We start from the raw sequence: 23,752 nt of genomic DNA, 5'->3' as shown, positions 1-23,752 counted from the left end.
CACGCGCGGGGCGCTCGACGAGACTGTAGCTTTATTTTACTATTTATAGTGTAAATATAACGTCTGACGCACCCTTTATCGAGCGCATGACTCATTATCAATGAGCATCATTGTAACTGTGCGAACCCATGTTGGCTTCCCAGGACGAGAACGCGATTTCCGACGAGGAGTTGCTTACAGGGACGGGTAGCGGGGGCGTATTCGCGAGTGGCTATCTCCACGACAAGCCGCTCATCGAGTACCTGGGAGCCGCCGAACGCGTCGCGTTTCTATTATCGAATAAGAAAAAGGGCGTCAGACGGGAGAGCGACGAGGGCGCGACGGCGTACACGCCGGGCGACGGGTATCAGGCCATCGCGGCCATCACCGACACGCGCGTTCTGTTCGTCGTGGGCGACAGCAACGGGACGGGCGATACCTCGTTTGCGGTTCCGTACACCGAGATCGAGGACGTAAAGACCCGGAGCGGGATGCTCACGAAGGGCGTCGACATCTGGACGACCGAGGGTGTCAAGTGGCACTTCGCGGTCCGGAGTACCGTCGACATCGAGCCCGCGGTCGAGTATCTGGAGCGGGCCGCAGTCGTCTGGTCGCGCGTCGAGAGTCAGCTCAGACACGCGCGCAAGCACCTCGTCGACGTTGACGACAGGCTCTCCGAGGACGACCACGACGCGGCCCGCGCGGCCGCCAGCACGGCCAGGGATCACGTCGAGGAGGCCCAGCGGAAAGCGCCGGAGCTGACGACCAACCGTGACGACGCCGTCTGGGAGCGCGTCCACGAGGTCGAACAGCGCCTCGACGCGAGCGTCATGAAGATCCACGTCTCGCGGGCCGAGAAACACGCGACGGTCGCCAACGACGAGTGGCGACAGGAGCAGTACAACAACGCCTACGACGCGTTCCTGAAAGCGCGGACGGAGTACGAGCGGGCGCTGGACATCGCACGCGAACACGACTTCCCGGAGGAGAGCGACATCCGCGAGAGCGCGGACACGGTGACCCAGAGTCTGGATCACCTGTCGAAGTCGCCGCTCCGCCGCGCCGAGACGGCCGCCGAACGCGCCAGGGACGCGGACGCACCGGCCGTCGCGGCCGAACAGTTCGAGGTCGCGCTGGAACGGTACCAGACCGCGCTCGTCCTCGACTGGGGGAGCGAGAAACAGCGGTTCGCCGGCGACAGCGACGAGTTGCGCGAGACTATCGAACGGGTCGTCGGCGAACTCGTCCACACACGTCGCCTGCTGGCCGCGTACCACCTGGCGGCCGGGAACCGCCTCCTGGCGGCCGGTCACCCCGACGCGGCGAAAGACGCCTACGAGAACGGGCGCACCGAGATCGACGACGCGCTCACGGTCGCGAAAGAGCTGCAACCGCGGCTGACCCCGATGCTCGAGGCGTCCGCCGACACGCTCGCCAGGTGTATCGAGGCCGCCGACGACCCGGTCGACGACGGCTTCGAGTTCGTCGGCGACATGGCCGACGGCGACCCGCGGACGCGCCAGCTCTCGAACGACTGATCGTTCCCGCGTTTTCCGGTCCGACCGAGCCCGTGACCCACTGGTCCGGACCGCGGACGAGAGTTATTTGACAGGCCCGCCCGAACCGGGGAGCGAATGGTCCCGTTCCGGGAGTTCGACATCGACGCCCAGCGCAGAGCCTACTGCAACGCCGCTCGGGACCGGCTCGCCGAAGACGGCCCACTCGCCGCCGCCCGTGACCGCTGGGCGTCGCTCGTCCGAACCACCCACGGTGACGTGTTCGCCGACCTCGACGCCGACGCCCCCGTCGACCGGGCGTTCGTCGAGACCTGCTACGTCGACTTCCTCCTGGATTGCCTGCTCGATGCCTTCGAGGGCAACACAGGTGTGACGATCACGAACCGGGAGCCGGGAACCGACACCGGCGTGAACGGCGGCGCGCTCGGCGACCTCCACGATCGGGTACTGCCGCCGGAGCGGGGACGGGAGCGGGTCGTGTCGGCCGTCGACGCGGAGCAGTTGCCACGGGTGACGCCGGCCTTGCTCCGGGACCGCTACACCGATGTCGTCTCGCGGGACGTTCGGCTCGCGCTCGGAGAATACTACACGCCCCGCGGGGTGGCGGACCTCGCGCTCGATGCACTCCCGGCGTCGGTGGCCGACGCGAGCGTTCTCGACCCGGGCTGTGGATCGGGGGTGTTCCTGACCGCCACACTGGATCGGAAACGCTCGGCATGGGCCGGTTCTCCCGACGGTCTCCTCGACGCCGCCGCGTCGGTCGTCGGCATCGACGTGAACCCGGTCGCCGTGAAGTCGGCCACGCTCGCGTACTGCACGGCGCTGTTCGAGGAACTCGACGCGACCGACAGGGATCGATTCGCGGTGCCGGTCTTCCTGACCGACGCGCTCGGACTGACCCGCGACGACGAGATCGAGTTTCGCGGGGAGTCGCTCGACACGACGTTCGATGCCCTCGTGGGAAACCCACCCTGGATACCCTGGGAGCGTCTCTCAGAGCGGCTGAAGGACCGCTGGCGCGAACGGTACGTCGAGCCGCTGGACCTCCAGCCCCACGGGGGCGTCGCCGCCCGACTGGGCCACAGCAACGACGACGTGTCGGTGCCGTTCGCCTGGACCTGCGTCCACCGCTACCTCCGGACTGGCGGGACGGCGGCGTTCGTCCTCAAACGCGACCTGATGCGGGGCCCGGCCGGGGCCGTCCTCCGGCGACTGCGCGTCGGCGACCGGTCGCTCGCGCTCGCCGACGTGCAGGACCTCTCGGCGCTCGATCCGTTCCCGGCGGTCGGTGCCAACACCGCCGTCTACGCGCTCGACGCCGACGCCGAGCCGTCCTTTCCCGTCCCGGCGACTGTCTGGACGCCCGGCGACGGACGGGCGGACTTCGGCTCGGGGGCCGCGTTCCGGGAGAGTGCTACGGCGACGGCGACCGAACTCGTGCCGCTCGATCCCGAGGACGCGACGACGCCGTGGCTCCGGGCCGACGCCGAGCGGGCGGCACTGGGCAGCTGTGCCCACGAGATCAGGCACGGACTGAAAGACGACGCCAACGACGTGTTCGGGCTCGCACGGGACGATCTGGCCCAGATCGAGCCCGACCTGGTGTATCCGTATCTCAAGTCGCGACACGTCCGGAAGTGGGGGCTGACGGGGCACGACCTGCGGTTGATTCCCCAGACGCAGGCCGGCGAGGACAACGAGGCGTGGCTCCGCGAGGAGTACCCCGAGACCTACGACTACCTGCGGGCCAACCGCGAGGCGTTGACCGACCGCTCCTCGTCGTGGCTCGACCGCGGCCCCTTCTACTCGGTGTTCGGGCTCGGCGAGTACACCTGGGCCGACTACAAGGTCGCGTGGTGTCGCCTGGGGTTCAAACCCCACTTCACCGTCGTCTCGACCCGCGAGGATCCGGACCTGGGTGCGAAACAGGCGATTCCCGGCGATCACTACATGTTCGTCGCGACCGACGACCGGCGCGAGGCCCACTACCTCTGTGCCCTGCTCAACGCCGCGCCGTACCAGCGGACGCTCCGGGACCTCTCCTCGAACGGGAAGGCCAGTCTCTCGAAGTCGGTCGTCTCGGAACTGGCCCTCCCCCTACCGGCGGACTGCCCGCACGCCGACCGCCTGGCGGACCTGTCGGCCGAGGCACACGATCGGGTCGCCGCGGTCGATGGGTCCTCGGACGCGGACCCGGAACTATCGGCCATCGAGACGGAAATCGACCGTCTCGTCGAGGCGTGGCTGGCCGGCGACGGGGATGTCGCCTCACCGGAGCTACCGGGCGAGTGATTGATTAGGGAGGAGTGTCAATGGTAGATAGTTACGGGATCACAATGGGGGGCAGCACGAACGTAGAGCACACGGTGTCCAGCGACGGCGGTGGGAACGGCTACCTCGCGGGGGCGACGCTCGAAGACTTCTTCGAGGGGACCGAGGAGCCGGCGTACGTCCTGACGAACGAGAAGCGAGGGATCAAACACGAAGACGGCGACGGCGAGCGGGTCGTCAAGCCCGGCTCGGACTACAACGCCGTGGCGGCGGTGACCGACGAGCGCGTCCTGTTGCTCGTCGGCGGCAACGAGGACGGCAACGGGCGAAACCGGAGCGTCTCACTGCCGTACACGGAGATCCGGTCGGTCGAGACCAGTAGCGGCGTGCTCAAGAGCCGCCTGACGCTGACCGCGCGGACCAGCGACCGCTACACGTTCTGGCTCGGCGGCCGCGAGGACTACGGGCACGTCGAGGAGTACGTCGAGCAGGCCATCTCCTACTGGGTGACCGTCGACCGCCGCCTGGAGAAGGCCAGAGAACACCTCTCGACGGTCGAGGACAAACTCGAAGACGGCGACCCGGCGAGGGCCCGGACCGCGATCACCCGGACCGAGGAGTTGCTCGGGGAGGCAGAGCAGGTGGCCACGGACTTCCGGGACGGCGACCACGCGATGCACCGCCGGATCGCCCAGCTGGAGACGCGGCTGTCGCTTGCGCGGATCCGAACCCACTGGACCCGGGCGCGCCAGCTCGCCGGCGACGCCGAATCCGCCCGGAGCGAGGGCGAGTTCGTCGAGGCCTACGAGACCTACCGCCGCTCGCTGGCGGAGTACGAGCGCGCCATCGACCGCTCGGAGGGCGTCGAGTACCACGCCGCCGACGACATGGACGCGGAAGTGGCCGGCGTCGAGAAGGCCATCGACGAAGTGGCCGGAGCCCCGCTCAGGGAAGCAACCGAGGCGTGTGAGGCCGCGACCGACGCCACCGACCCCGAGACCGCCGTCGACCGCTGGGAGACGGCGCTGGACGCCTGTCACGACGCGCTCGCGCTCGTCCTCCGGCGCGAAGACGTATTCGACGGCGACCCCGACTCGCTTCGCTTCCAGGTCGAGTGGGCCGCCCAGAAACTGGTCGAGGCCCACGAAGCCGTCGCGGACGAGGCCCGTGATCGCGGCGACAGCGCACGCGAGACCGGCGACGGGGCGACGGCCAGCGAGGCCTACGACCGCGCGCGCGACCACTACGAGGCCGCCCGACAGGTCGCCGGCGAGTTCCGGTCGTGTGACCCCGAGCGGTTCGAGCGCGCCCTCGCGGACGTTCCCGGAGCCGACGACGCCGAGGCGGTCGACGCCCGCGCCTGAGAGACCGTTCTCATCCCCTGAGAACCCCCGTCTCGTTCTTCAGCCCCCGTCTGCAATTCCCGAGTAGCCATGCGCGAGGACACCGAACAGCGCTGTACCGGGTTCGAGGTCGGGAACGGCGACTACATCGTCTGTAATCCGGACAACGCCCACGCGTGGATCCGGTCGGACACCGTCGTCACGCTGGACGGCGAGGTCGAACGGGAACGGGACAGTTCGACCCGGCCACGCTGAGTCGACGGGCGTTCCAGACCGCCCATCTAAATACGTCCGGCCGACAACGGGCGACCATGACTACCTACCACGTGCGGCGGGCGTTCGAGACGGTCGCGACCGTGACTGCCGGCACGACGGGCACGGCAAAGAGCGACGCCGGCGAATCGATCCGCGAGTCGGTCCGCGAAGCGAGCGGCGAGACCTTCGAGTCGGTCACGACCGAGGCGACCGACGTGTTCGAGTTCCCGGCCGGTCCGTTCGACCCCTACCGGATCACGGTCCAGGGGACGGTGACGGTGGGCGTCGAGAGCGACGACGAGACCAGCGCGACCGAGACCGGCGACCAGTTGATCGAGGACCTCCTGACGGCCGCACAGCTGGACGGCTGGGAGTACCTGGACGAGGCGACGGTCGCGGGCACGGACTGAAGATGCGGTCGGGAGTGCGAGTCCCGTCCGGTCAGAGATAGTCGTCGTCGGGACCGCCTGCGGCCGGGTCCTCGGCGGTGTCCCACATGTCGTCTGCGTACTCGTCTGCTACGTCGGGCGCACCCCGGTCGTCGCCGGACACGTCGCGTGTGTACGCGTCCAGCCCCGCCGAGAGCAACGCCTCGACGGCCTCCTCCTCGGTCACGAACTCCTCGTCGACGAGCCGTTCGAACTGCGCGTGAACGTCCTGTGGAAGCGAGACTTCGACGGTCGGCACGTCCGTCACTATCCGGTCGTCCGATTTCAATCTTTGGGCTTCGATGACAGGTTCGAGGCGACACGCCTTTGCTCGGGAGACGGGTATCCCCGACAATGGGTCGGCTGGGACTGCGAGCGCTCATGGCCGGTGTCGGCCTCTCTCTGCTGGTCGGGTACGGGCTGGCGGCCTGGTTCGTCTACTCGGTGCTGGTGTGGTTCTGGGCGAGTCGGCCGCCGCTGGGGACCACGGTGGCCATCGTCGCCCTCACGACGCTGGTCTTCGGCTACCTCAGCTACCAGTACGGCACCAGTCAGTTGCTCGCCAGCGTCGACGCCACAGACCTGCCGCGGGAGCGCGCGCCGGAGCTGTACCGCCGTGCGGACCGGGTGGCCGCCGAGATGCGGGTCGAGACGCCGCGCCTCCTCGTCGCCGACATGACCGTGCCCAACGCGCTGGCGCTCGGCAGTCCCACCGACGGCGCGGTGGTCCTCGACCGGTCGCTGTTTCGCCTGCTCTCGCCCGCCGAACTGGAGGGGATCCTCGCCCACGAGTTCGCCCACCTCGAGAGCCGTGACAGTCTGGTCCAGACGCTGGCCTACAGCGGTCTGCGAACGGTGGTCGGACTCGTCACGGTCGCACTCTCGCCCGCCCTGCTCTTTCTGACCGGGCTGGCCCGGGGCGTGGCCTGGCTCCGCGGGCGGCCGGCCCGGTGGGCCGAGGGGACCGTCGGCCAGTTCCGCCTGCTGATCGGGAACGGCGTCGTCGTCCTCCTGTTCGTGTTCACACTCGCGATCCGCGCGCACTCGCGCCGGCGGGAACTGGCCGCGGACGACCGCGCGGCTTCGGTGACCGGCGATCCGCTGGCGCTGGCCCGCGCGCTGGCGAAGATCGACCGCGTGCGCGATCCGAACTGGAGCCTGCTCTCGCCGCTGTACACCCGCGGCGACGAGGAGGGGACGCTCGGCCAGGTACTCTCGACGCACCCGGCCATCGACGAGCGCATCGAGCGCCTCCGCGAGCGCGCCAGCGCGACCGACCCACGGCGGGGCAACTGATGTCGACTCCCGAGCCGAGCGACACCGCTAAGCCCCCGGGGTCGAACCCCGAGACGATGTGTCTTCCCACCCTGCAGACCTGCGCCGAGGACGGCTGTGAACGCGTCGCGATGAGTCGGAGCCGCGTCTGTTTCGGCCACGCCGAGATCGAGGAGATCGTCGGCTGAGGACGAACCTTCATGTCGCCCGCCCGTCTCCTCTCGGGCGATGACAGACGAGAGGGAGGGTTCGTGGCTGGCCGACGACTGGCGGCGAGTGGCGCTGGGGGTCGGCCTCGGGGTCGTCGTCCTGCTGGCGGTCGTGATCGGCGCCGTGTGGCTGTACAGCGGCCACCTCTACCGCACCAGCTACGAGAGCGAGTACACCTACGAGGTGACCTTGGCGACCGACGGGACCCTGACGAACGCGACGATCTATCTGCCGGTCCCAGAGGCGACCGACACCGCCGACCTCGGCGCGGCCGCCGTCGAGCGGGGGACCAACCGGTCCGGACCGTTGACCTACGAGGTGGTCGAGACCGAGCGCGGCCCGATGCTCGCCGTCTCGGCCGCCGAGTGGACCGTGACGCCGGAGTACTACCAGTTCGTCGAGCGGAACGGGCGCGGCGAGCGGGTCGAAATCTCCGAGTCCGAGTACGACCCCGAGGACCCCTCGATGGTGGTCAACGACACGCGGAGCGTCCGCTTCGAGGTGACCGTGCCCGTCGACCGGAGCGTCGACACCGGGACGCCGTGGGCCGGCGAACCGTTGCTCCGGCCCCGGGTCGACCGCCGACCGAGCGACTGCGGGTTCCCCGTCGGTGACCGGCTCCGGTGCTACGCGTACGAGTCCGCGGTGTACGCGAGTTACGACACGGCCAGCGACACCGAAGTGTACGCGTCGACGACGCTCTATGGTACCAACGCCTGGTGGGTCTTCGGCTGGAACTACGACGAGTACCGCGACGACGTGACAGTGACGCTGGACGGCCCACAGGCTGGCTGGACCGACGCGACTGGCACCCTCGAAACCGACACGGACCAGCGCGACCCGCCCTGACTCACAGGTCCGGGAAGTACCGCCCGTGAAAGCCGAAGGGGACCGCGTGCGGGAGGCGCGCTCGTGCCCTGAGCTGTAGCGTCTCGGCGTCGAACACGAGCAGGTACGTCCGCTCGGCGTCGGTATCGAGCGCGGGGGCGAGGACCACCCCTTCGTCCTCGCTGTCCCCGTCGGGACGCTGGACCATCCGCGGTTCCTCGACGTAGGTTCCGTCCTCCCACCACTCGGTGGCGGTGCCCGCTTCCACGTCGACTTTCACCAGTCCGTTGGCCCCGTCGCGGTCGGTCGCCTGGCCGTAGGCGTACCGGTACGGCTTCGTCCGGACGGCCGGGGGCACCGTCGGGAGTTCGACCCCGCCCGGATGGCGGCGGTCGTGGTCGACGGTTCCCGAGCGTGGATCGACCCGGTAGCGGTAGAGGTGGCCGTCCGGCGCGGCGGCGAAGCCACCCGAGCGGAGTTCGTCCAGCGCCAGCGCGTCCACGATGTCGGCGTCCTCGAAGGCCACGAGGTCGAGGACCACCGCGCCGTCGCGCTCGAAGGCGTTCACGTGGTGGAAGACGAAGAAGGGGTCGACGGTGGGATCGGCGACGATCTCGCCCGTCGCCCGGTCCAGCACGACGATCCGCGTCCCCGCGTCGGCGTCGTAGGAGAGCATCCCCGCGAACCCCTCGGTCCAGGGAGCGAGTCCGCGAAGCACGTCGATGTGGAGCGGTGGCTCCAGCAGGACGACGTAGTTCGGCGTGACGGCGACGTCGTGAACGTAGCCCGGCCCCTCGGCCGTGACGCGCGCGATCTCCTCGCGCTGGTCGCTCCCGTGGGGCACTCGATAGACGTAGTACTCGGTCCGTCGGCCGAAGGAGAGCCCGTAGCCGACGGACTCGCCGCGGTGGTCGTCGACGACGAAGTGGGCCGTCGCCATCTGGGTCGAGACGCCGTCCTCGAAGGTGAACTCGCCGACGGTCTCCAGGGTGTGGGGATCGAACTCGATCCAGCGGGGAACCTCGGTCTGGGCGACGAAGCGGTCGCCGATCCGGGCGAGGTGGACGTTGGCGTTGTCGGTCGGTTCGGGCGGCCCCAGGGCGCGAATCCACCGCCGGAGTTCGCTCAGCCCGCTCGCGCCGGTGGCGAACTGGCGGGTTGGTTCGCCGGCCTCGGCGCGGTCGTAGGCCTCGGTGCGGAGAAAGCGGTTGGTGTACTCGATCTCGCCGTCGTCGAACCCGTACCGGCGGAGCATGGCGAGGCCGTCGAACCAGTGGTTGACGCCGCCGCCGGCGTCGAACCGCCCCGGCCCGTTGCGGACGAGCGTCCCCGAGAGCCACGCCGGCACGGTGCCCGAGACCGGCAGTGACTCCCCCGTTCGTTCGTCGCGCAGCGTGCGAAACCCCAGTTCCGCCGCCGTATCTCGTGACACAGGTAGAACAGGAGGGCGACGGTAATCAAATTGCGGGCGCTCCCTGCGTTCCGTGTCGGCGTCCTACGTGCGGTCCTCGCGTGGCACGACCTCCATCGACATCTCCTGGCGCGGGTGAGCGGTCAGCGTCGGGAGCAGTTCCAGCGGGGACTCACCCCGGAAGTCGAGGCGGTACTGGTCCGCGACGGTGGCGACGATCAGCCGGGCTTCGAGCATCGCCAGGTGTTTGCCGATACAGTGGCGTGGCCCGCCGCCGAACGGGAAGTAGGCGAACCGCGGCCGGTCCCTCCGGCGCTCGGGACTGAACCGCTCGGGGTCGAAGGTTTCGGGGTCCTCCCAGTACTCCTCCGAGCGGTGGACGGCCCACTGGGGAAGCATGATGCTCGCGCCCTCGGGCACGGTGTAGCCGTCGATCTCGACCGGGCGTTTGGGCGAGCGGAAGATCGTGTACACCGGCGGGTAGAGCCGCATCGCCTCCTCGATGGTCCAGGTGGTGTATTCGAGGTCCCGCACGTCGGCCATCGTGGGCTGGCCGCCGTCGAGTACCTCGTCGAGTTCGGCGTGGACCCGTCGCTCGACCTCGGGGTGTTCCGAGAGCAGGTACCAGGTGTAGGTCAGCGTCAGCGCGGTCGTGTCGTGGCCCGCCAACAGCATCGTCATCATCTCGTCGCGCAGCTGCTCGTCGGTCTGTTCGCCGCGACCCCGGGCTCGCAGGAGGATCGACAGGAAGTCCATCGGGGCGTCGTCGTCGCCCTCCTCGCCTACGTCGTCGCGGCGGCGGGCGACGATCTCCTCGATCACGGACTCCAGTTCCGCGACCGCCGACTCGAACTCGGCGTCGTCGGGCATGGGCACCCAGTCGGGGAGGGCGAAGCGGATCGGATCGGGCTCGAACCGCTTGCCCAGCGGCTCCAGTTGCTCGCGGACGTGAGCGACCCGCTCCGCGTCGAGTTCGACGCCCATCATCAGATCGAGGATGACGTTCAGCGTGACGCCGGTCATCGCCTCCTCGGCGTCGATCACGTCGCCGGCCGCCCAGCCGTCGACCATCGACTCGGCGTGGCCGACGATGCGGTCCGCCATCCCCGAGAGCCGGGACATGTTGAACGCCGGGTTCGCCAGGTCACGCTGTTTCTGCCAGGTCTCGCCCTCGCTCAGCAGGAGTCCGTCGCCGAGCAGGTCGCCGAGGGCGTCGTCCTGAAACGCGGGTTTCTGGAAGTCCGCCGCGTCGGAGACGAGGATGCGCTGGATCGCCTCGGGGTCGGTGACCATGTACGTCTCCAGCGGCCCCATGTCGAACTGCGAGACGCCGCCGTAGGCCCGTTCCAGCGTCGTCACGAACGTGAACGGATCGCGAGCGTACTGGCGGCTACTTCCGAAGACCGGTTGCCCTTTGGGACCAGGTGGGGTCTGGGACATCGAGTTCACTAGGGACTGTACCACTAAATATCTGGGTCCGTCAGCGGTCTCGAAAAAACTGGCCGCGGGGGCTTACAGGAAGTCGTCGACGCCGATCCCGCCGTCGTCGTCGTCGCCGCCACCGCCACCGGGGATCTCCTCGGCGATCTTCTCGGCGAGACTCTCGAAGTCGCGGTTCTGGACCCAGACCTTCCCCGGCCCGCTGAACTTCGCGACTTTCCCCTCGCCGCCGAACGCGCGGCTCTTGACGCCGCCCGGGCGGAACGTCGAATACTGGACCGTCGAGTCGAACGCGACGATGTGTTCGGTGTCGACGTTGAACTGCTCGCCCTGCTCCAGTTCGACCGTCTCCATCGCGCCGTAGCTGTCGATGAACGTCGTCCCCGTGCCCGAGAGCTTCAGGAGGAACACGTCACCGCTCGTGAAGAACTTCGACGCGCCCTGAAACTCCGTGCTGACCTCGACGTTGGGCTCCGAGGCCAGATACGATCCCGAGTCGGCGTAGATCGTCTCCTCGTCGAGAAACCGGGCGCGCACGTCACCGGGGGCGGGCGGTGCGAGCGTCACGCTCCCGGGCTGTTGGGCAGTGAACGTGTTCATGAACACCGATTCCCCGCCCATCATCGACCGCTTGGCCGAGTCCAGCAGCCCACCGCTGCCGGTGTCGGTCGTCATCTCGATGCCGGGGTCGTAACTGACCATCGCCCCCGGCTCTGCGAGGATCTGCTCGTTCGTATCCAGGGCGACCTCTACGTCGGCGAATCCGTTCTTGCCGCGAATTTCGTACTCCATTGTCTGGTCGGGGCACTGACACCCCTGTACCTATCAGTGATCGTGTTATCGTACAAAAACGTACACACTAGTATTTTCGAGGCAGGGCAGAATCGGCCGCGAAGTCGGTCGAGCGGGCGTCACTCGGCCGAAACCTTCCGGAGGCCAAACGGACTTCAGTCGGCCGACCGTGGGTGTGAGCATGGTGAATGCAGCCATCGTCGGCGGCGGCCCCGCCGGCCTGAGTGCCGCACTGTTCCTCCAGAAAAACGGCGTCGACGCGACGGTGTTCGACACCGACGGCACCTGGATGCACAAGGCCCACCTGTTCAACTACCCCGGCGTCGGCTCTCAGGACGGCTCGGCGTACATGGAGACGCTTCGCACCCAGGTCGACAGTTTCGGCGTCGAGCGCCACCAGGGTACCGAAGTCACCGGCGTCGCGGCAGACGGCGACGGCTTCACCGTGACGACCGACGACGGCGACCACGACGCCGACTACCTGGTACTGGCGACCGGCGCGAACCGCGACCTCGCCGAGGAGCTGGGCTGTGAGTTCACCGACGAGGACGTGGTCGACGTGGACGTGGACATGGAGATGAGCGTCGACGACGCCTACGCCACCGGCGCGATGGTCCGGGCAGAGGAGTGGCAGGCCGTCATCTCCGCGGGCGACGGCGCGGCCGCCGCCCTGAACATCCTCAGCAAGGAGAAAGGCGAGAACTTCCACGACTTCGACACCCCCGCGGATGCCGACGCGACCTTCGGCGAGATGGGCGAGGAGTAATCCCCGAGTCGGCCGATCAGGCCGCCCTCGCTAGCCCACGTGGGCCGCGATCACCGCGGCTTCCGCTTTTCGCAGGAGTTCCCCCGCCGTGCTGGCCGCGCAGTCGAGTTTGGCCGCCACGTCCGCGACCGTCCCGTCGCGCGGGACCTCGTAGTAGCCCACCGCCAGCCCCGCTTCGAGCGCGGCCCGCTGGCGGTCGGTCAGCGTCGACGGCGAGCGCTCGCGCTCGAACTCGCGGACCCGCTCGATGGCCACGTCGCCCAGCGACGCGAGGTCGTCGTGGAACGCGCTCAGCGCCGTCGCCTCGCCGACCGCCTCGAACTGCACGACGCCGGTGTCGAGAAAGACGACCGGCGGGAGGAAGATGACGCCGGCGTCGGCGACCGTCTCCAGAATCGCCCCCGCGAACTCGTACTCGCGCTGTCCGAGGACGACGTAGGTTCCGTCGTCGTCCCCGACGAGCGTCCGGTCCTGGACCGACTCGACGGCGTCGACCAGCGCCGTGGTCGCCGCCCGGTCGCCATCGCACCAGAACAGCGCCGTCGCGTCCGCCGTGGGACTCCACATCAACAGCTCCACCCGCGTGACGGCCGTCTCGTCGACGAGCCGTCGGTGCAGCGGATGCACGAACCGTTCCGGGTAGATCACCGAGAACCGAATGCGTTTCATCCCGCGTTCGGCCCCGAGTTCCCCCGCCACCGTCTTAACCGACGGGTTCGGCTCGCCGTCCGTCACGGTCGGCGGGTCCGGTCCGTTCCCGAGCGGTGTCGGTCCAGCACGTCCTCACGGGTCCGGAGGAGCGTCCGGAGGTGGTCGGCATCGCTGACCGTCTCCAGATGTGCGTCGGGAATCTGCTCGGCGAGCTGACGAACGCCCGCTATCGGGACGTTCGCGTCGGCGTCGCCGTGCCAGAAGCGGACCGGAGTATCGACGGCCTCGACATCGAACTCCCACGCCGCGGCCGCGTGCTGGAACTCGGTGATCGTGCCCGACCGGTGTGTGGTCAGCGCCTCGACGAAGTCCGCGCGGACCACCTCGGCGGCCGCGTCCGGAATCGCCGCGGCATCGTCGGTGTACTGCCCGACGACGACGGACGGATCGCGACGCCGGACCAACCACGCCTGACCGCGAAGGAGTCCGCCCAACAGCGTCGGTGTCCGCGTCGCCAGGCCGCCGAGAAGCCGTTGTACCGCGGGATCGGTTCCGCCAACGTCCGGCGGCGTCGCCCCGGCGATCACGTCGACCCGCTCGATACGTCCGGGTTCGGTGGCCGCCGTCGCGAGCGCGTAGGGACACCCGCCCGAGAAGGCGATCAGGCCGGCGCGCTCGACACCGGCGTCGTCCAGCACCGCAGTCACGACCCGTGCCGTGTCCGTGATCGACCGACCGGGCCACGGCGACGACGCCCCGAATCCCGGTCTGTCGGGTGCGAGAATCCGGATCCCGCGCTCCCGGGCGGCCGTGTCGAACAGTTCGCCCAGTCGCCGCGAACCCGGTGTCCCGTGGCAGAACACGACCGGCGTCCCGTCGGGCGCACCGTACTCCGCGTACGCGAGTCGTCGCTCCCCGTCCAGCGAGACCATCGGCGGAGCGTCGTCGCCGCTGCCGTCAGCGTCTCCGGCAGTAGCCCGACCGGTCTCGCCTGTCTGCGTTGCCATACCCGACGATACCGGCCTGTGGCGTGAGAGGATGGTGGCGGATGCATGCGGTGGTTTATAAACAACGAGGGGATCCCCGGTCGGCCCTGGTGCCGGACGACTTCCGACCGACGTTTCACTCGCGGCGCGGTGACTCGTCGCTATCCCTCCTCGTCGGTAGCGACGCGAAAAGTGGGTCGGGGCGGATTGTGAACCACGGTCGTTCCGCTACGCTCCACTCCCTGGTTCAAATCCGACCAACGCTTCACTCGCGGCGCTCGTGGGTGAGCGCCGCGAGAAATTCAGTGGGTTGGGGCGGATTTGAACCGCCGGCTTTCTCCGTGTGAAGGAGATATCATAACCGGACTAGATCACCAACCCGGCGCTCGATGCTACCCCTGCGCCGGACTTAAGGGTTACCTCTCAGGCTTCCTTCTGCCGGTAGGTCTCGATCTTGTCCCGGGCGTCCGCGATGGCCTCCTTGGCCTCGCCTTCGGCCCGCCCCTGAAGCTCTTTCAGGTCGGCGCGGATCTCCTTCAGCCGGTTCGGTTCCGGTTCGGCCTCGTCGCCGCCGGTGAGATTGTCGATTCGGTCCTGAATCGGCTCCAGTTCCTCGACGACTCCTTTTTTCGCCGTCTCGCCTGCACGTTTGAGGTAGTATTGTGCGTCTTCGAAGTGTTTGTTCATATTCGTTGGTACGTCGAGGACAGATAAAAGGTTTGTGCCGATACAGCTCCAAACCGCCAGACAGCGAGCCGGTGCGTGCCCTGTAGCCGACCGACCACAAGGTTTTTCAATCTTTTAGGCATACCTAAAATCGGCTGGAACCCCGTCGGGGGGTCGGCCACGCGTCTGTCCCAACAACGCGTCCACCATGCCTCCGGCCGTCGAGGTGTCCGTGGGCATACCCTCGTCGGTCGGCTTTTCGTCACAACCCTATTGGTCCACCGGCGGGTACGTGCCGCTATGTTCACACGCCTCACGGTTCCGACGCCGTTCCAGGTCGGGGCGGTCAACGCCTACCTCGCAGGCCGGACGCTGATCGACCCCGGACCGGACAGCGAGGAGGCCTGGTCGCACCTGCTCGACGCACTCGAAGAGCGCGGGCTCGCTCCATCCGACATCGAGCGGGTCCTCGTCACCCACCCTCACCCCGACCACTTCGGGCTGGCCAATCGGTTCCGCGAGGCCGGGGCGTCCGTCGTCGCCACCCCCGACGCCGCGCGGATCATCGGCGACTTCGAGGGCCGGTTCGAGCGCGAGCGTGCGTTCTTCACCGACTTCTTCGAGCGCTGTGGGATGGCTCGCTCGACTGCCGAGACCGTCACCGGCCTCCCCGAAGTGTACCTCCGCTACGCGCCCGACGTGGCGACCGACCAGGAGATCGTCTCGGGCGATACCCTCGTCGTGCAGGACACCGTTCTCGATGTCGACGAAGTCCTCGGCCACGCCGACGGCGAGTGCATCCTCTCCTACGACGTCGACGGTGAGCGCCGCGCCGTCGTCGGGGATCACGTCCTCCCCGAGATCACGCCGAACCCCTTTCTCCTTCCGCCGGGGGAAGACCGTGACGAGCGCCCGCGCGTCCTCCCCTCGTACAACCGGTCGCTGGACCGCCTGCGCGACCGGGAGTACGACCGGATGCTCCCGGGCCATCGCGGGCTCATCGACGCACCGAGCGAACGGATCGGCGAGATCCGCGACGCCCACGAGGAACGGACCGACAACGTCCGTGACCTCGTGGACGGCCCGACCACGCCCGTCGACGTGATGGACGGGCTGTTCGGTGATCTCCCCGTCACCGAGTCGTTCGCCGGCATGAGCGAGGCCGTCGGCCACCTGGACGTACTCGAAGATCGAGGCGAGGTGACGATGCGGGATCGGGGCGGCGTCCTCGTCTACGAACCGACGTAGGTCGGCCGCCGATCAGTAGGTCGGACTCTCCTCGGGGACGCCCTCTCGTTTGTTGACCACGCGTGCGAGCGTGAACAGGCAATCCGAGAGGCGGTTGAGGTAGACGATGGCGGCGTCGTTGACGCCGGCTTCCTCGGAGGCGAAGGTGACCGCGCGGCGTTCCGCGCGGCGACAGACCGCGCGGGCCTGGTGGAGTTTCGCGCCCGGTTCGCTCCCGCTCGGCAGGATGAACCGCTCCAGCGGGTCGAGTTCGTCGTCGTAGTCGTCCATCCACGATTCCAGTTCGTCCACGTGCTCGTCGGTGATCTGCGGGTCGTCCTCCTCGGGATTGGGGTTGGCGAAGTCGGCCTGGACGACGTGGAGGTGGTTCTGGATCGATCGCAACTGGTCGTCCACGTCGTCGTAGCCCGTCGGTCGGACGACGCCGACCAGGGCGTTGACCTCGTCGACGGTCCCGTAGGCCTCGATCCGCGGACTCGCCTTCGACACCCGGTCCATGTTCCGGAGGTCGGTCATCCCCTCGTCACCGCGACCGGTATAGATCTTCATACCCCTACTGAGGCCGCCAGTTCCTTATACTTCCCCGGCGGCGAGGGCGACGGAGTTTACTGGCGGGCGGACCCCACTGATCGTATGGTCACCGGCCGGAGTCCGACCGTCACGACGCTCACCGTCTTCGTCGTGGTCTTCCTGCTGGAGTGGGTCGCGATCCCGCTCGGACTGTTCGGCACGCTGTTCGTACTGACCCCACCGGTCGCCGCCAATCCCTGGACGCTCGTGACGAGCGTCTACGCGCACATGACCCTCCAGCACCTGCTGGCGAACTCGCTCGGGCTCCTTGTCACCGGCGTCGTCCTCGAACGCGCGACGACCCGCCTGCGCTATCACGCCTTCTTCGTCGGGACCGGGGCACTGGCCGGTATCACTCAGATCACCGTCGGCAGCGCTCTCGGAACTGGCACCGGCGTCCTCGGCGCGAGCGGCGCGATCTTCGCGTTCGTGGGCTACCTCCTGGCCAGCAACCGCCTGACCGACACCGTCGTCGGCGGGATCGAGGTCCCCGCGCGCGTCCAGTTGCTCCTCTTCCTCGTCGTCGCCGCAGTCGTCACACTCGCCACTGGTTCGGCGCGTGCGGCGCTAATCGCGCACTTCACGGGGCTGTTCGTGGGATTGCTGGCCGGTCGGGCACACCTGTTGCAGGTCGACCGAACCAGTTCGATATAGCACTCGGCCGTTTATCGTCCCCGAAACCGGGACGTTGAACTATCCCGCCGTGGAACCGTCGCGTATGGCCATGGAACTCGAGCGGTCCTGTCCGAACTGTGGCGAGACGAAGACGTTCTACCGGGCGGCGAGCACGGAGCTGCACCTCGGGCAGAAGGTCAAGTGGCACTGCCCGGACTGTGACTACGGCTTCGTCCAGATCGACAGCATCGATACCGGCGCGAAAGCGTAACCGTTCGTTTTCCACTCCGTCCGACGAGTCGCTCCAGAGCGCACCCCCAGCCGGTCGTCCGACACCCCGGAGCGACCGCTATCGTTCACGGTTCACCCGAGAGTGTGGACCGTACGCGAGAGCGGTTGGGAGGCGGGCAACTGAGGTATCCGATTGACAGGCGAGACACCCCGATAAATCGGATGTCGCGATAGGAAATCCACCACAGGCGCGGATCGACGGTGGCTGCGCTATCGGCGGCCGGGTTCAGACCCGTCCGTCGATGATCTCGGCGACGCGCTGGCGGTCGAACAGCCGTTCGTCTTCGGGAATCTCCGGGTAGGGATCGCCGTCGGTGTAGCCCGGCCACTGCCCGAACCGCTCGGGGTACAACTGCTTCGCGGTCATCTCAGTCTGGAACAGATTGAGGAGCGGTCCCTGCCGACGCGCGCCCTGCGTGTAGATACGCCCCTCCTGTACCGCCGTCAACTCCGACGCGACCTCGTGAGTCCGCAGGTTCGCCCTGATCTCGCCGATGTCGTGATACGCGGTCATCGGTCCGAGAACGAGCAACACGTCCGGATCGGCTTCCAGCAGGAGTTCGTAGTCCAGCGTGATGTTCCGGCCGTCCTCGCCGTATCCCGGACCGACGGCGTCGGCCAGGGCGTCGGTCGCCCCCAGCGGCCGCGAGTGGGCGGCGTAGTACCCCGGATGGTTCAGCTTGTAGCCCCACATCTTCCCGTCGTCCGAGGTCGAGAACAACACCATCGCCGCGCTCGGGCGCTCGCTCTCGGGCGGCAGGCGTGCCTGAATCGTCGAACGCATCGCATTCCGAATCGCTGCCAACTCCTCGAACCGTCGGCCTTCCCGAAAGACCCGCGCGACCTTCCCGAAGATCTCCCAGAGCGTGTAGTACTCGTACCGATCCGTCCACTCCGACGGCGGCGTCTCGTGACTGCCGCTGAAGGTGTTCCCGAACCACGGGCCGACGCTGGTTCGGACTTCCTCGATGTCTCCTTCGTCCCACCCGTCGGCCGTCGCGACCTTCGCGGGGTCGGCCAGGTGAACGTCGCTGTCGAGTTCGATCAGCTTCTCCTTCGTCGGTTCCCAGGAGGCGTACAGTCCCTCCCAGTCGACCGAGACGCCGTCGAGACGGTGCGTGAACTTCCGGTACAGGGACTGGTGGTAGCCGGGTGCGTGCATGGCGTTGAGCGCGTCGCCGCGGCCCAGCGCCAGCGCCATGTCGGCGTGGTGCCCCAGGATCGTGAATACGTCCTCGGGGACCGACTCGAACGATACCTCACCCACCGGTGCCATCTCGACGGTGTACGCGCCGTCGCCGGTTGCGTCGGAGCGGCCAGACTCACTCTGGCCCAGCAGGTCCGAACAGCCGGCCAGTCCACCGCCGACCGCCACGGCACTGCCGTACTTCAGCGTGTCTCTGCGTGTCGGTGCTCTCGTGGCCGTGGTGTCGTCGTCCGTCATGCTCAGATGTCTCCGTCGATGATCTTCCTGACTTCGTCGCGGTCGAACAGCCCGTCACCGCCCGGGAACGCCGGGAACAGCGTCGGGTCGAACTCGCCGAACGTGTCCGGGTAGAACTGCCGCGCGACCATCTCCGTCTGCAGGAAGTTGACGATCGGCCCCTGCGAGCCGAAGGCACCGGGATAGACCCGGCCGTTCCGGACGGCCGTCAGCTGACTGCCGACCGAATCGTCTTCCATCGGCTCGACGTACTGCTCGCGGAACGCCGACCGGGAGAAACCGTCGCCGCCGCCCGTGGTTCCGATCCCCCAGTGGACGACGATGATCTCGGGATCGACTTCGAGCAGTCCCTCGTAGTCGATGGTCCCGGCTTCGACGTGGTCGGCAGAGAACGCACTCCCGACGCCCAGATCGCGATACGGTTTCATCTCGACACCCTCGGCCCGGGTGTCCATCGGGTAGAACCGCCCGTTGCTGGGGTCCGAGGCACTGTTGATCAGCGCGATATCCGGCCGCTGGGACTCGGGCGGCAGTCGCGAGTCGATCTCGCGCTGGACACGTTCGTGTACGTCTGCAAACGCCTCGTATCGAGCACGCTCCTGGAACAGGTCCGCCAGTCGGTCGAACGCCTCGTACAGCGAGTAGAGCTTGTAGTCGTGCCACTCCCGTCGACGGAGGATGTTGTTCCCGAAGAAGGGTGCGACGGCGTTCGCGACCTCCTCGGTGTCCCCCTCGTCCCAGGCGTCGTCCCAGCCGGTCTTGTGCATGTAGTTGGGGTCCATGAGGATGACGTCCGGATCCTGCTCGTAGAACACCTCCTTGTCCCAGTTCGAGGGGGACAGCGACGTGGTCTCTGACTCCGGCGGCACGTCGAGGCCGAACGGCTCGAAGAGGTACCCGGGAATCATGTTCGCCGCCGTCTGGAACCCGTCGCGCTGGCCGAGCGCGAAGGCCATGTCCGCCCACTCACCGTTGTTGACGATGTACGTCTCCGGGACCTCCTCGAAGGTCTGACACCCGACCGGCTCGATGCACGCCTCGTAGCGTTCGCTGGGGGTGCGGGTCGATTCGGGGTCGTCGCGCTGTCCGAGCAAGTCCGAACAGCCAGCCACCGCCGCACCTGCCGCGAGCGCACCGCCGTACTTCACGTAGTCGCGTCGGGTCGGTGCCTCGGTCGTTTCCGTCTCATCAGTTGCCATCTCAGAATTCACCTCGGATGATATTCGCAACGCGTCGTTTGTCGAACAGCCACTCGCTCTCCGCACCGAACGTCTCGTAGCCACGCCACTCGCCGAACACGTCGGGATAGAACTGCTTGGCGGCCATCTCCGTCTGGAAGAGGTTGATGATCGGTCCCTGATAGGCCGTCCCGCCGGGGTAGAGCCGATCGTTCTGAACAGCGGTGAGCTGGCTTCCGATATCGCTGTTGCGGAGCGTCGCTTTCTTCTCCTCGAAGGTTTCCTGGTCCACGTGTGACACGGCGTACTGGAAGACCAGTACGTCGGGGTCGATATCCAGCAGGACTTCGTAATCGACGTCTTTCGCCTCCTTCGGGTCGAGGTCGGCGAACGCGTCGTTCATACGGAGGTCCTGGTACTGCTTTTTGCCATTGCCGGCCTCGACCTTGTACAACGAGAACGTCCCCTCCTCGAAGGGGTCGTTGACGGACAGGAGCCCGACTTCCGGCCGTTCGGACTTGGCTGGGAGCCTGGACTGCAGGTCCGAGATGAACTCGTCGTGGACCGACTTCAGCGCCTCGTACCGTTCCCGTTCCTGGAAGACCTGGGCTATCTTCTCGAAGGCCTCGTACAGCGAGTAGTACTCGTAGTCGTGCCAGTCGCCCTGTCGCAGTCGAATGACGTTCCCGATGATCGGGCCGATCTCCTCGTCGACTTCTTCGAAGTCGGCCTCCTCCCAACTGTCGTCGAGCAACTGGATGAAGTTCGGGTCCATCAGGTGGACGTCGGCGTCGAGTTCGTAGAAGCGCTCTTTCGGGATGCCGTCGGACCAGAGCTGTTCGACCTCGTCCGTCGGCAGGTCCGTTCCCGGCAGATAGTCGTAAAACCGGTGGGGCCAGTTCTCGGCGAAGATGGCCGCTTCCATCCCGTCGAATTGACCGAGTGCGATCCCCATGTCCCCGTACGTGCTGAAGTAGGACATCCAGGTCTCCGGCACGGTATCGAACTGCACCTCGCCTGCTGGGGCCATCTCGACCGTGTACGGACTGCTTTCGGGCGTCGCACTCGATCCCTCGTCGCCGGTTCGACCCAGCAAGTCCGAACAGCCGGCCAGTCCACCGCCGACCGCCACGGCACTGCCGTACTTCACGTAGTCACGTCGGGTCGGTGCTGCCTGTCGAGTCGTGTCGTCGTCACGCATCGTCGATGTCCCCGTTGATGATGTCCGCGACCCGCTGGCGGTCGAACAGTTCCTCGTCGCCGGTCACGCGGCCGAACTGGTCGGGGTAGAGTTGCTGTGCGGCGCGTTCGGTCAAAAAGAGGTTGTGGACCGGCCCCTGGTGGAGGTACCCGCCGCGGTAGACCCGCCCGTTCTGGACGGCCGTCAACTCGCTTCCGACCGGATGGTCTCGCATGTAGTCGAGGACCACGTCCCGGAACTCCGCGGGCGACTTGCGCTCGTGCCCGCGCACGAGGATCACGTCCGGATCGACTTCCAGCAGCGTCTCGTAGTCCAGTTCACCCCGGTTGGTGGTGCTGAGGTTCTCGATGCCGGTGCCCGAGAGCGCGTCGCCGACGCCGAGATCGCGCCACTGCTTCTTGCTCGTCCCCAGGTCGGTGAGCCGGTACGGCGAGAACGTCTCGGGTTCGGCGGTGTTCTCGTAGGTGAGCAACACGTCAGGCCGTTCGCTCACCGGCGGCAGGTTCGACTGAATCCGGGCGATGAACTCGTCGTGGAACCGCTCGAACGCCCGGTAGCGGTCCTGTTCCTGAAACACCTGTGCGACCTTCTCGAAGGCCTCGTACAGCGTGTAGTACCGGTGGTCGTGCCAGTCGTCCGACCTGCGGAAGATCAGATTCCCCAGGAAGGGGCCGACGTTCTCGCTGATCTCGGTGATGTCCCGCTGGGACCAGTCGAACCAGTTGATCAGCATCGCCGGGTCGTAGAAGTGGACGTCGTTGTCGAGTTCGTAGAACGCCTCCTTGGAGCGGACTTCCGGGTGGCTCTCGATGGCATCGCTCGGGGCACTCACGCCGGGGATCTCGTCGTAGACGTACGTGTAGAACTCGTCGAGGTTCCCGCCGCCAGTCATCGTGTCACCGTGGCCCAGCGCCACCCCCATGTCGGCGAAGGCACCACAGTACGGTGCCCACCGGTCCGGGACCGAGTCGAACGTGACCTCGCCGGTCGGTGCCATCGTCACGGAGTACGATCCACCGCCGGGCGTCGCCGTCTCCTGGGTACTGTCACCGTTCAGGAGACTCGAACAGCCAGCGACTGCGCCACCGGCCGCGAGCGCGCTCCCGTACTTCAGCGTGTCTCTGCGCGTCGGTCCGTCCGTCGTCGTATCACTGTCGTCACTCATCGTCGAACTCCCCCTTGACGATGGCCGCGACCCGCTGTGGGTCGAACATCTGGCCCAGTTCGGACGTGTTTCCGGGCTCGGGGGGCTGGCCGAACAGGTCCGGATAGAGCTGTCTGGCGGTGAGTTCGAGCTGGAAGATGTTGACGATGGGGCCCTGGAACGCGTCACCACTCGCGTAGAGGCGGTCGTTCTGCACGGCGGTGAGCTGTTGGCCCACCGGATGGTCGTCCAGGGCGAAGAACGCCTCCGTCGCCTCGTCCGGGTTCTGCCAGTCCGCGAAGTGCAGTAGCACGTCCGGGTCCACCTCCAGCATCGCCTCCATGTCTATCTTGCCGCTGTCAGCCCACCCACTGCGCGGCCCGCTATCGAATTCCGAGAGGGCGTCGTTCGCCCCCAGCGGCCGGGTGTGTGCGTTCTGGAAGCCCGGCGCGTTCAGGTGATAGACCCAGAACGAGTCCTCGTCGCGGTTGTAGTAGACGACCCCGACCTCTGGGCGCTCGGCCTGGGCCGGCAGTTCCGCGCGGATGTCCGCCAGCATCTCGTCCCGGACGGCCTTCAGCTTCGCACCGCGTTCGGCCACCTGATACGCCTGCGCGTACCGATCCACCAGTTCCCAGATGGTGTAGAACTGGTAGTCCGACGCGGCGTCCGGTGCGACGTTCGTTCGGCTGTGATAGTTGGCGAAAAACGGCGCGATGTCCGACTCGATCTCCTCGATGTCGGCGTCGTCGAACGACGACCAGCTCGACAGCCAGACCGGGTCGATGTGGTGGACGTCGCCGTCGAGCTGGTAGAAGATCTCCTTGTCGACGCCGTCGTTGTACAGCTTCGTCAGCTCGCTCGTGTCGAGCGAGACGCCCGGCAGTTCGTCGTAGTACACCGCGCTGTAGTTCTCCGGAAAGCCCAGCGACGTGATCGCGTCCGCCTGGCCGAGCGACACGAGGATATCCGCGTCGTGGTTCGAGTACACTACCGCCTCCTCGGGTACCGCGTCGAACTCGACGGTCCCCATCGGCGACATCGTCACAGAGTAGCTGCCACCGCTCGGGGTCCCCCCGGACCCGTTCTCTCCGTCCTGGCCGACCAGATCCGAACAGCCAGCCATCGCGCCGCCGGCTGCCAATGCGCCGCCGTACTTCAGCGTATCTCTGCGCGTCGGTTCCCCACCGCTTGCCGTGTCTTCCGACATGGGATTTAGGCTCGCCTAAAGATATAAGCCACT

The 23,752-nt window shown here is 67.3% G+C and carries 24 protein-coding genes and 1 tRNA gene; 11 read left to right on the top strand and 14 right to left on the bottom strand.

The window, feature by feature from the left end; genetic code table 11:
* The first annotated feature begins 128 nt into the window (after positions 1-128).
* The 5 genes from ACOZ4N_RS02025 (at position 129) to ACOZ4N_RS02005 (ending at position 5,775) form a co-directional block, all read left to right on the top strand.
* A complete protein-coding gene (locus ACOZ4N_RS02025; protein ID WP_424018256.1) occupies positions 129-1,517 on the top strand; it encodes a PH domain-containing protein in 1,389 nt (462 codons plus the stop codon).
* A gap of 96 nt (positions 1,518-1,613) precedes the next feature.
* The gene (locus ACOZ4N_RS02020) at positions 1,614-3,788 is read left to right on the top strand and encodes an N-6 DNA methylase (protein WP_424018255.1); all 2,175 of its coding nucleotides are present in this window, start codon (positions 1,614-1,616) and stop codon (positions 3,786-3,788) included.
* 20 nt (positions 3,789-3,808) lie between these two features.
* A complete protein-coding gene (locus tag ACOZ4N_RS02015) occupies positions 3,809-5,131 on the top strand; it encodes a PH domain-containing protein (protein ID WP_424018254.1) in 1,323 nt (440 codons plus the stop codon).
* A 69-nt stretch (positions 5,132-5,200) separates the two neighbouring features.
* Positions 5,201-5,365, top strand: a complete 165-nt coding sequence (locus ACOZ4N_RS02010; protein ID WP_424018253.1) for a hypothetical protein — start codon at positions 5,201-5,203, stop codon at positions 5,363-5,365.
* Positions 5,366-5,421: 56 nt separating this feature from the next.
* Positions 5,422-5,775, top strand: a complete 354-nt coding sequence (locus tag ACOZ4N_RS02005; RefSeq protein ID WP_424018252.1) for a hypothetical protein — start codon at positions 5,422-5,424, stop codon at positions 5,773-5,775.
* A gap of 31 nt (positions 5,776-5,806) precedes the next feature.
* Here the strand turns inward: ACOZ4N_RS02005 and ACOZ4N_RS02000 are convergent, their stop codons facing one another.
* The gene (locus ACOZ4N_RS02000) at positions 5,807-6,052 is read right to left on the bottom strand and encodes a DUF7120 family protein (RefSeq protein ID WP_424018251.1); all 246 of its coding nucleotides are present in this window, start codon (positions 6,050-6,052) and stop codon (positions 5,807-5,809) included.
* Positions 6,053-6,147: 95 nt separating this feature from the next.
* Between ACOZ4N_RS02000 and ACOZ4N_RS01995 the strand changes: the two genes are divergently transcribed.
* Both ACOZ4N_RS01995 and ACOZ4N_RS01990 read left to right on the top strand, forming a co-directional pair.
* The gene (locus tag ACOZ4N_RS01995; RefSeq protein WP_424018250.1) at positions 6,148-7,089 is read left to right on the top strand and encodes a M48 family metallopeptidase; all 942 of its coding nucleotides are present in this window, start codon (positions 6,148-6,150) and stop codon (positions 7,087-7,089) included.
* A 207-nt stretch (positions 7,090-7,296) separates the two neighbouring features.
* On the top strand, positions 7,297-8,127 hold the full coding sequence (locus tag ACOZ4N_RS01990) for a hypothetical protein (protein ID WP_424018249.1): 831 nt from the start codon (positions 7,297-7,299) through the stop codon (positions 8,125-8,127).
* A 1-nt stretch (position 8,128) separates the two neighbouring features.
* Here ACOZ4N_RS01990 and ACOZ4N_RS01985 read toward each other — a convergent pair whose 3' ends face one another.
* The 3 genes from ACOZ4N_RS01985 to ACOZ4N_RS01975 form a co-directional block, all read right to left on the bottom strand.
* Complete coding sequence (locus tag ACOZ4N_RS01985; protein ID WP_424018248.1) at positions 8,129-9,538, bottom strand: carotenoid oxygenase family protein; 1,410 nt, start codon at positions 9,536-9,538, stop codon at positions 8,129-8,131.
* A gap of 63 nt (positions 9,539-9,601) precedes the next feature.
* On the bottom strand, positions 9,602-10,957 hold the full coding sequence (locus tag ACOZ4N_RS01980; RefSeq protein WP_424018247.1) for a cytochrome P450: 1,356 nt from the start codon (positions 10,955-10,957) through the stop codon (positions 9,602-9,604).
* A 72-nt stretch (positions 10,958-11,029) separates the two neighbouring features.
* A complete protein-coding gene (locus ACOZ4N_RS01975; RefSeq protein ID WP_424018246.1) occupies positions 11,030-11,749 on the bottom strand; it encodes a TIGR00266 family protein in 720 nt (239 codons plus the stop codon).
* Between the two features lie 181 nt (positions 11,750-11,930).
* On the opposite strand from ACOZ4N_RS01975, the gene ACOZ4N_RS01970 reads away from it, so the two are divergent.
* Positions 11,931-12,515 (top strand): NAD(P)/FAD-dependent oxidoreductase, encoded by a 585-nt coding sequence (locus ACOZ4N_RS01970; RefSeq protein WP_424018245.1) that lies wholly within the window; start codon positions 11,931-11,933, stop codon positions 12,513-12,515.
* Between the two features lie 30 nt (positions 12,516-12,545).
* Here the strand turns inward: ACOZ4N_RS01970 and ACOZ4N_RS01965 are convergent, their stop codons facing one another.
* From ACOZ4N_RS01965 to ACOZ4N_RS01950, 4 genes are all read right to left on the bottom strand, one after another.
* Positions 12,546-13,184 carry a helix-turn-helix domain-containing protein gene (locus ACOZ4N_RS01965; RefSeq protein WP_424019974.1) on the bottom strand — a complete coding sequence of 213 codons (639 nt, stop codon included), beginning with the start codon at positions 13,182-13,184 and terminating at the stop codon, positions 12,546-12,548.
* Between the two features lie 62 nt (positions 13,185-13,246).
* Positions 13,247-14,173 carry an alpha/beta fold hydrolase gene (locus tag ACOZ4N_RS01960; protein WP_424018244.1) on the bottom strand — a complete coding sequence of 309 codons (927 nt, stop codon included), beginning with the start codon at positions 14,171-14,173 and terminating at the stop codon, positions 13,247-13,249.
* Positions 14,174-14,458: 285 nt separating this feature from the next.
* A tRNA-Val gene (locus ACOZ4N_RS01955) sits at positions 14,459-14,533 on the bottom strand.
* Between the two features lie 42 nt (positions 14,534-14,575).
* Complete coding sequence (locus ACOZ4N_RS01950) at positions 14,576-14,839, bottom strand: DUF7553 family protein (protein ID WP_424018243.1); 264 nt, start codon at positions 14,837-14,839, stop codon at positions 14,576-14,578.
* 279 nt (positions 14,840-15,118) lie between these two features.
* Between ACOZ4N_RS01950 and ACOZ4N_RS01945 the strand changes: the two genes are divergently transcribed.
* Entirely contained in the window at positions 15,119-16,066 is a 948-nt protein-coding gene (locus ACOZ4N_RS01945; RefSeq protein ID WP_424018242.1) for an MBL fold metallo-hydrolase, read from the top strand.
* Positions 16,067-16,078: 12 nt separating this feature from the next.
* Here ACOZ4N_RS01945 and ACOZ4N_RS01940 read toward each other — a convergent pair whose 3' ends face one another.
* Complete coding sequence (locus ACOZ4N_RS01940) at positions 16,079-16,615, bottom strand: cob(I)yrinic acid a,c-diamide adenosyltransferase (protein WP_424018241.1); 537 nt, start codon at positions 16,613-16,615, stop codon at positions 16,079-16,081.
* Positions 16,616-16,699: 84 nt separating this feature from the next.
* Here ACOZ4N_RS01940 and ACOZ4N_RS01935 point away from each other — a divergent pair, with 84 nt between their 5' ends.
* Positions 16,700-17,290, top strand: coding sequence for a rhomboid family intramembrane serine protease (locus ACOZ4N_RS01935; RefSeq protein WP_424018240.1), 591 nt, complete (start codon positions 16,700-16,702; stop codon positions 17,288-17,290).
* A 64-nt stretch (positions 17,291-17,354) separates the two neighbouring features.
* The gene (locus ACOZ4N_RS01930; RefSeq protein WP_424018239.1) at positions 17,355-17,522 is read left to right on the top strand and encodes a hypothetical protein; all 168 of its coding nucleotides are present in this window, start codon (positions 17,355-17,357) and stop codon (positions 17,520-17,522) included.
* Positions 17,523-17,768: 246 nt separating this feature from the next.
* Here ACOZ4N_RS01930 and ACOZ4N_RS01925 read toward each other — a convergent pair whose 3' ends face one another.
* From ACOZ4N_RS01925 to ACOZ4N_RS01905, 5 genes are read right to left on the bottom strand one after another with little or no spacing between them, the layout of a single operon-like run.
* Positions 17,769-18,986 (bottom strand): ABC transporter substrate-binding protein, encoded by a 1,218-nt coding sequence (locus tag ACOZ4N_RS01925; protein WP_424018238.1) that lies wholly within the window; start codon positions 18,984-18,986, stop codon positions 17,769-17,771.
* 2 nt (positions 18,987-18,988) lie between these two features.
* Positions 18,989-20,185, bottom strand: a complete 1,197-nt coding sequence (locus ACOZ4N_RS01920) for an ABC transporter substrate-binding protein (protein WP_424018237.1) — start codon at positions 20,183-20,185, stop codon at positions 18,989-18,991.
* 1 nt (position 20,186) lies between these two features.
* Positions 20,187-21,365: an ABC transporter substrate-binding protein gene (locus ACOZ4N_RS01915; protein WP_424018236.1), complete on the bottom strand. Its 1,179-nt coding sequence runs from the start codon at positions 21,363-21,365 to the stop codon at positions 20,187-20,189.
* Positions 21,358-22,530, bottom strand: a complete 1,173-nt coding sequence (locus tag ACOZ4N_RS01910) for an ABC transporter substrate-binding protein (RefSeq protein ID WP_424018235.1) — start codon at positions 22,528-22,530, stop codon at positions 21,358-21,360. The genes ACOZ4N_RS01915 and ACOZ4N_RS01910 overlap by 8 nt, the downstream gene beginning before the upstream one ends.
* The gene (locus ACOZ4N_RS01905) at positions 22,523-23,719 is read right to left on the bottom strand and encodes an ABC transporter substrate-binding protein (RefSeq protein WP_424018234.1); all 1,197 of its coding nucleotides are present in this window, start codon (positions 23,717-23,719) and stop codon (positions 22,523-22,525) included. The genes ACOZ4N_RS01910 and ACOZ4N_RS01905 overlap by 8 nt, the downstream gene beginning before the upstream one ends.
* Between the last annotated feature and the right edge of the window lie 33 nt (positions 23,720-23,752).

Origin of the sequence: Halorientalis pallida, from assembly GCF_049605515.1 — an archaeon.
Taxonomy (GTDB): Archaea; Halobacteriota; Halobacteria; order Halobacteriales; family Haloarculaceae; genus Halorientalis; species Halorientalis pallida_A.
This window is presented reverse-complemented; position numbering and strand designations above follow the sequence as displayed.

Coding starts and splice junctions, on each gene's coding strand:
- ACOZ4N_RS02025 (WP_424018256.1), top strand. CDS start 129: ATGTTGGCTTCCCAGGACGAGAACGCGATTTCCGACGAGGAGTTGCTT.
- ACOZ4N_RS02020 (WP_424018255.1), top strand. CDS start 1,614: ATGGTCCCGTTCCGGGAGTTCGACATCGACGCCCAGCGCAGAGCCTAC.
- ACOZ4N_RS02015 (WP_424018254.1), top strand. CDS start 3,809: ATGGTAGATAGTTACGGGATCACAATGGGGGGCAGCACGAACGTAGAG.
- ACOZ4N_RS02010 (WP_424018253.1), top strand. CDS start 5,201: ATGCGCGAGGACACCGAACAGCGCTGTACCGGGTTCGAGGTCGGGAAC.
- ACOZ4N_RS02005 (WP_424018252.1), top strand. CDS start 5,422: ATGACTACCTACCACGTGCGGCGGGCGTTCGAGACGGTCGCGACCGTG.
- ACOZ4N_RS01995 (WP_424018250.1), top strand. CDS start 6,148: ATGGGTCGGCTGGGACTGCGAGCGCTCATGGCCGGTGTCGGCCTCTCT.
- ACOZ4N_RS01990 (WP_424018249.1), top strand. CDS start 7,297: ATGACAGACGAGAGGGAGGGTTCGTGGCTGGCCGACGACTGGCGGCGA.
- ACOZ4N_RS01980 (WP_424018247.1), bottom strand. CDS start 10,957: ATGTCCCAGACCCCACCTGGTCCCAAAGGGCAACCGGTCTTCGGAAGT.
- ACOZ4N_RS01975 (WP_424018246.1), bottom strand. CDS start 11,749: ATGGAGTACGAAATTCGCGGCAAGAACGGATTCGCCGACGTAGAGGTC.
- ACOZ4N_RS01970 (WP_424018245.1), top strand. CDS start 11,931: ATGGTGAATGCAGCCATCGTCGGCGGCGGCCCCGCCGGCCTGAGTGCC.
- ACOZ4N_RS01965 (WP_424019974.1), bottom strand. CDS start 13,184: ATGAAACGCATTCGGTTCTCGGTGATCTACCCGGAACGGTTCGTGCAT.
- ACOZ4N_RS01960 (WP_424018244.1), bottom strand. CDS start 14,173: ATGGCAACGCAGACAGGCGAGACCGGTCGGGCTACTGCCGGAGACGCT.
- ACOZ4N_RS01950 (WP_424018243.1), bottom strand. CDS start 14,839: ATGAACAAACACTTCGAAGACGCACAATACTACCTCAAACGTGCAGGC.
- ACOZ4N_RS01945 (WP_424018242.1), top strand. CDS start 15,119: ATGTTCACACGCCTCACGGTTCCGACGCCGTTCCAGGTCGGGGCGGTC.
- ACOZ4N_RS01940 (WP_424018241.1), bottom strand. CDS start 16,615: ATGAAGATCTATACCGGTCGCGGTGACGAGGGGATGACCGACCTCCGG.
- ACOZ4N_RS01935 (WP_424018240.1), top strand. CDS start 16,700: ATGGTCACCGGCCGGAGTCCGACCGTCACGACGCTCACCGTCTTCGTC.
- ACOZ4N_RS01930 (WP_424018239.1), top strand. CDS start 17,355: ATGGCCATGGAACTCGAGCGGTCCTGTCCGAACTGTGGCGAGACGAAG.
- ACOZ4N_RS01925 (WP_424018238.1), bottom strand. CDS start 18,986: ATGACGGACGACGACACCACGGCCACGAGAGCACCGACACGCAGAGAC.
- ACOZ4N_RS01920 (WP_424018237.1), bottom strand. CDS start 20,185: ATGGCAACTGATGAGACGGAAACGACCGAGGCACCGACCCGACGCGAC.
- ACOZ4N_RS01915 (WP_424018236.1), bottom strand. CDS start 21,365: ATGCGTGACGACGACACGACTCGACAGGCAGCACCGACCCGACGTGAC.
- ACOZ4N_RS01910 (WP_424018235.1), bottom strand. CDS start 22,530: ATGAGTGACGACAGTGATACGACGACGGACGGACCGACGCGCAGAGAC.
- ACOZ4N_RS01905 (WP_424018234.1), bottom strand. CDS start 23,719: ATGTCGGAAGACACGGCAAGCGGTGGGGAACCGACGCGCAGAGATACG.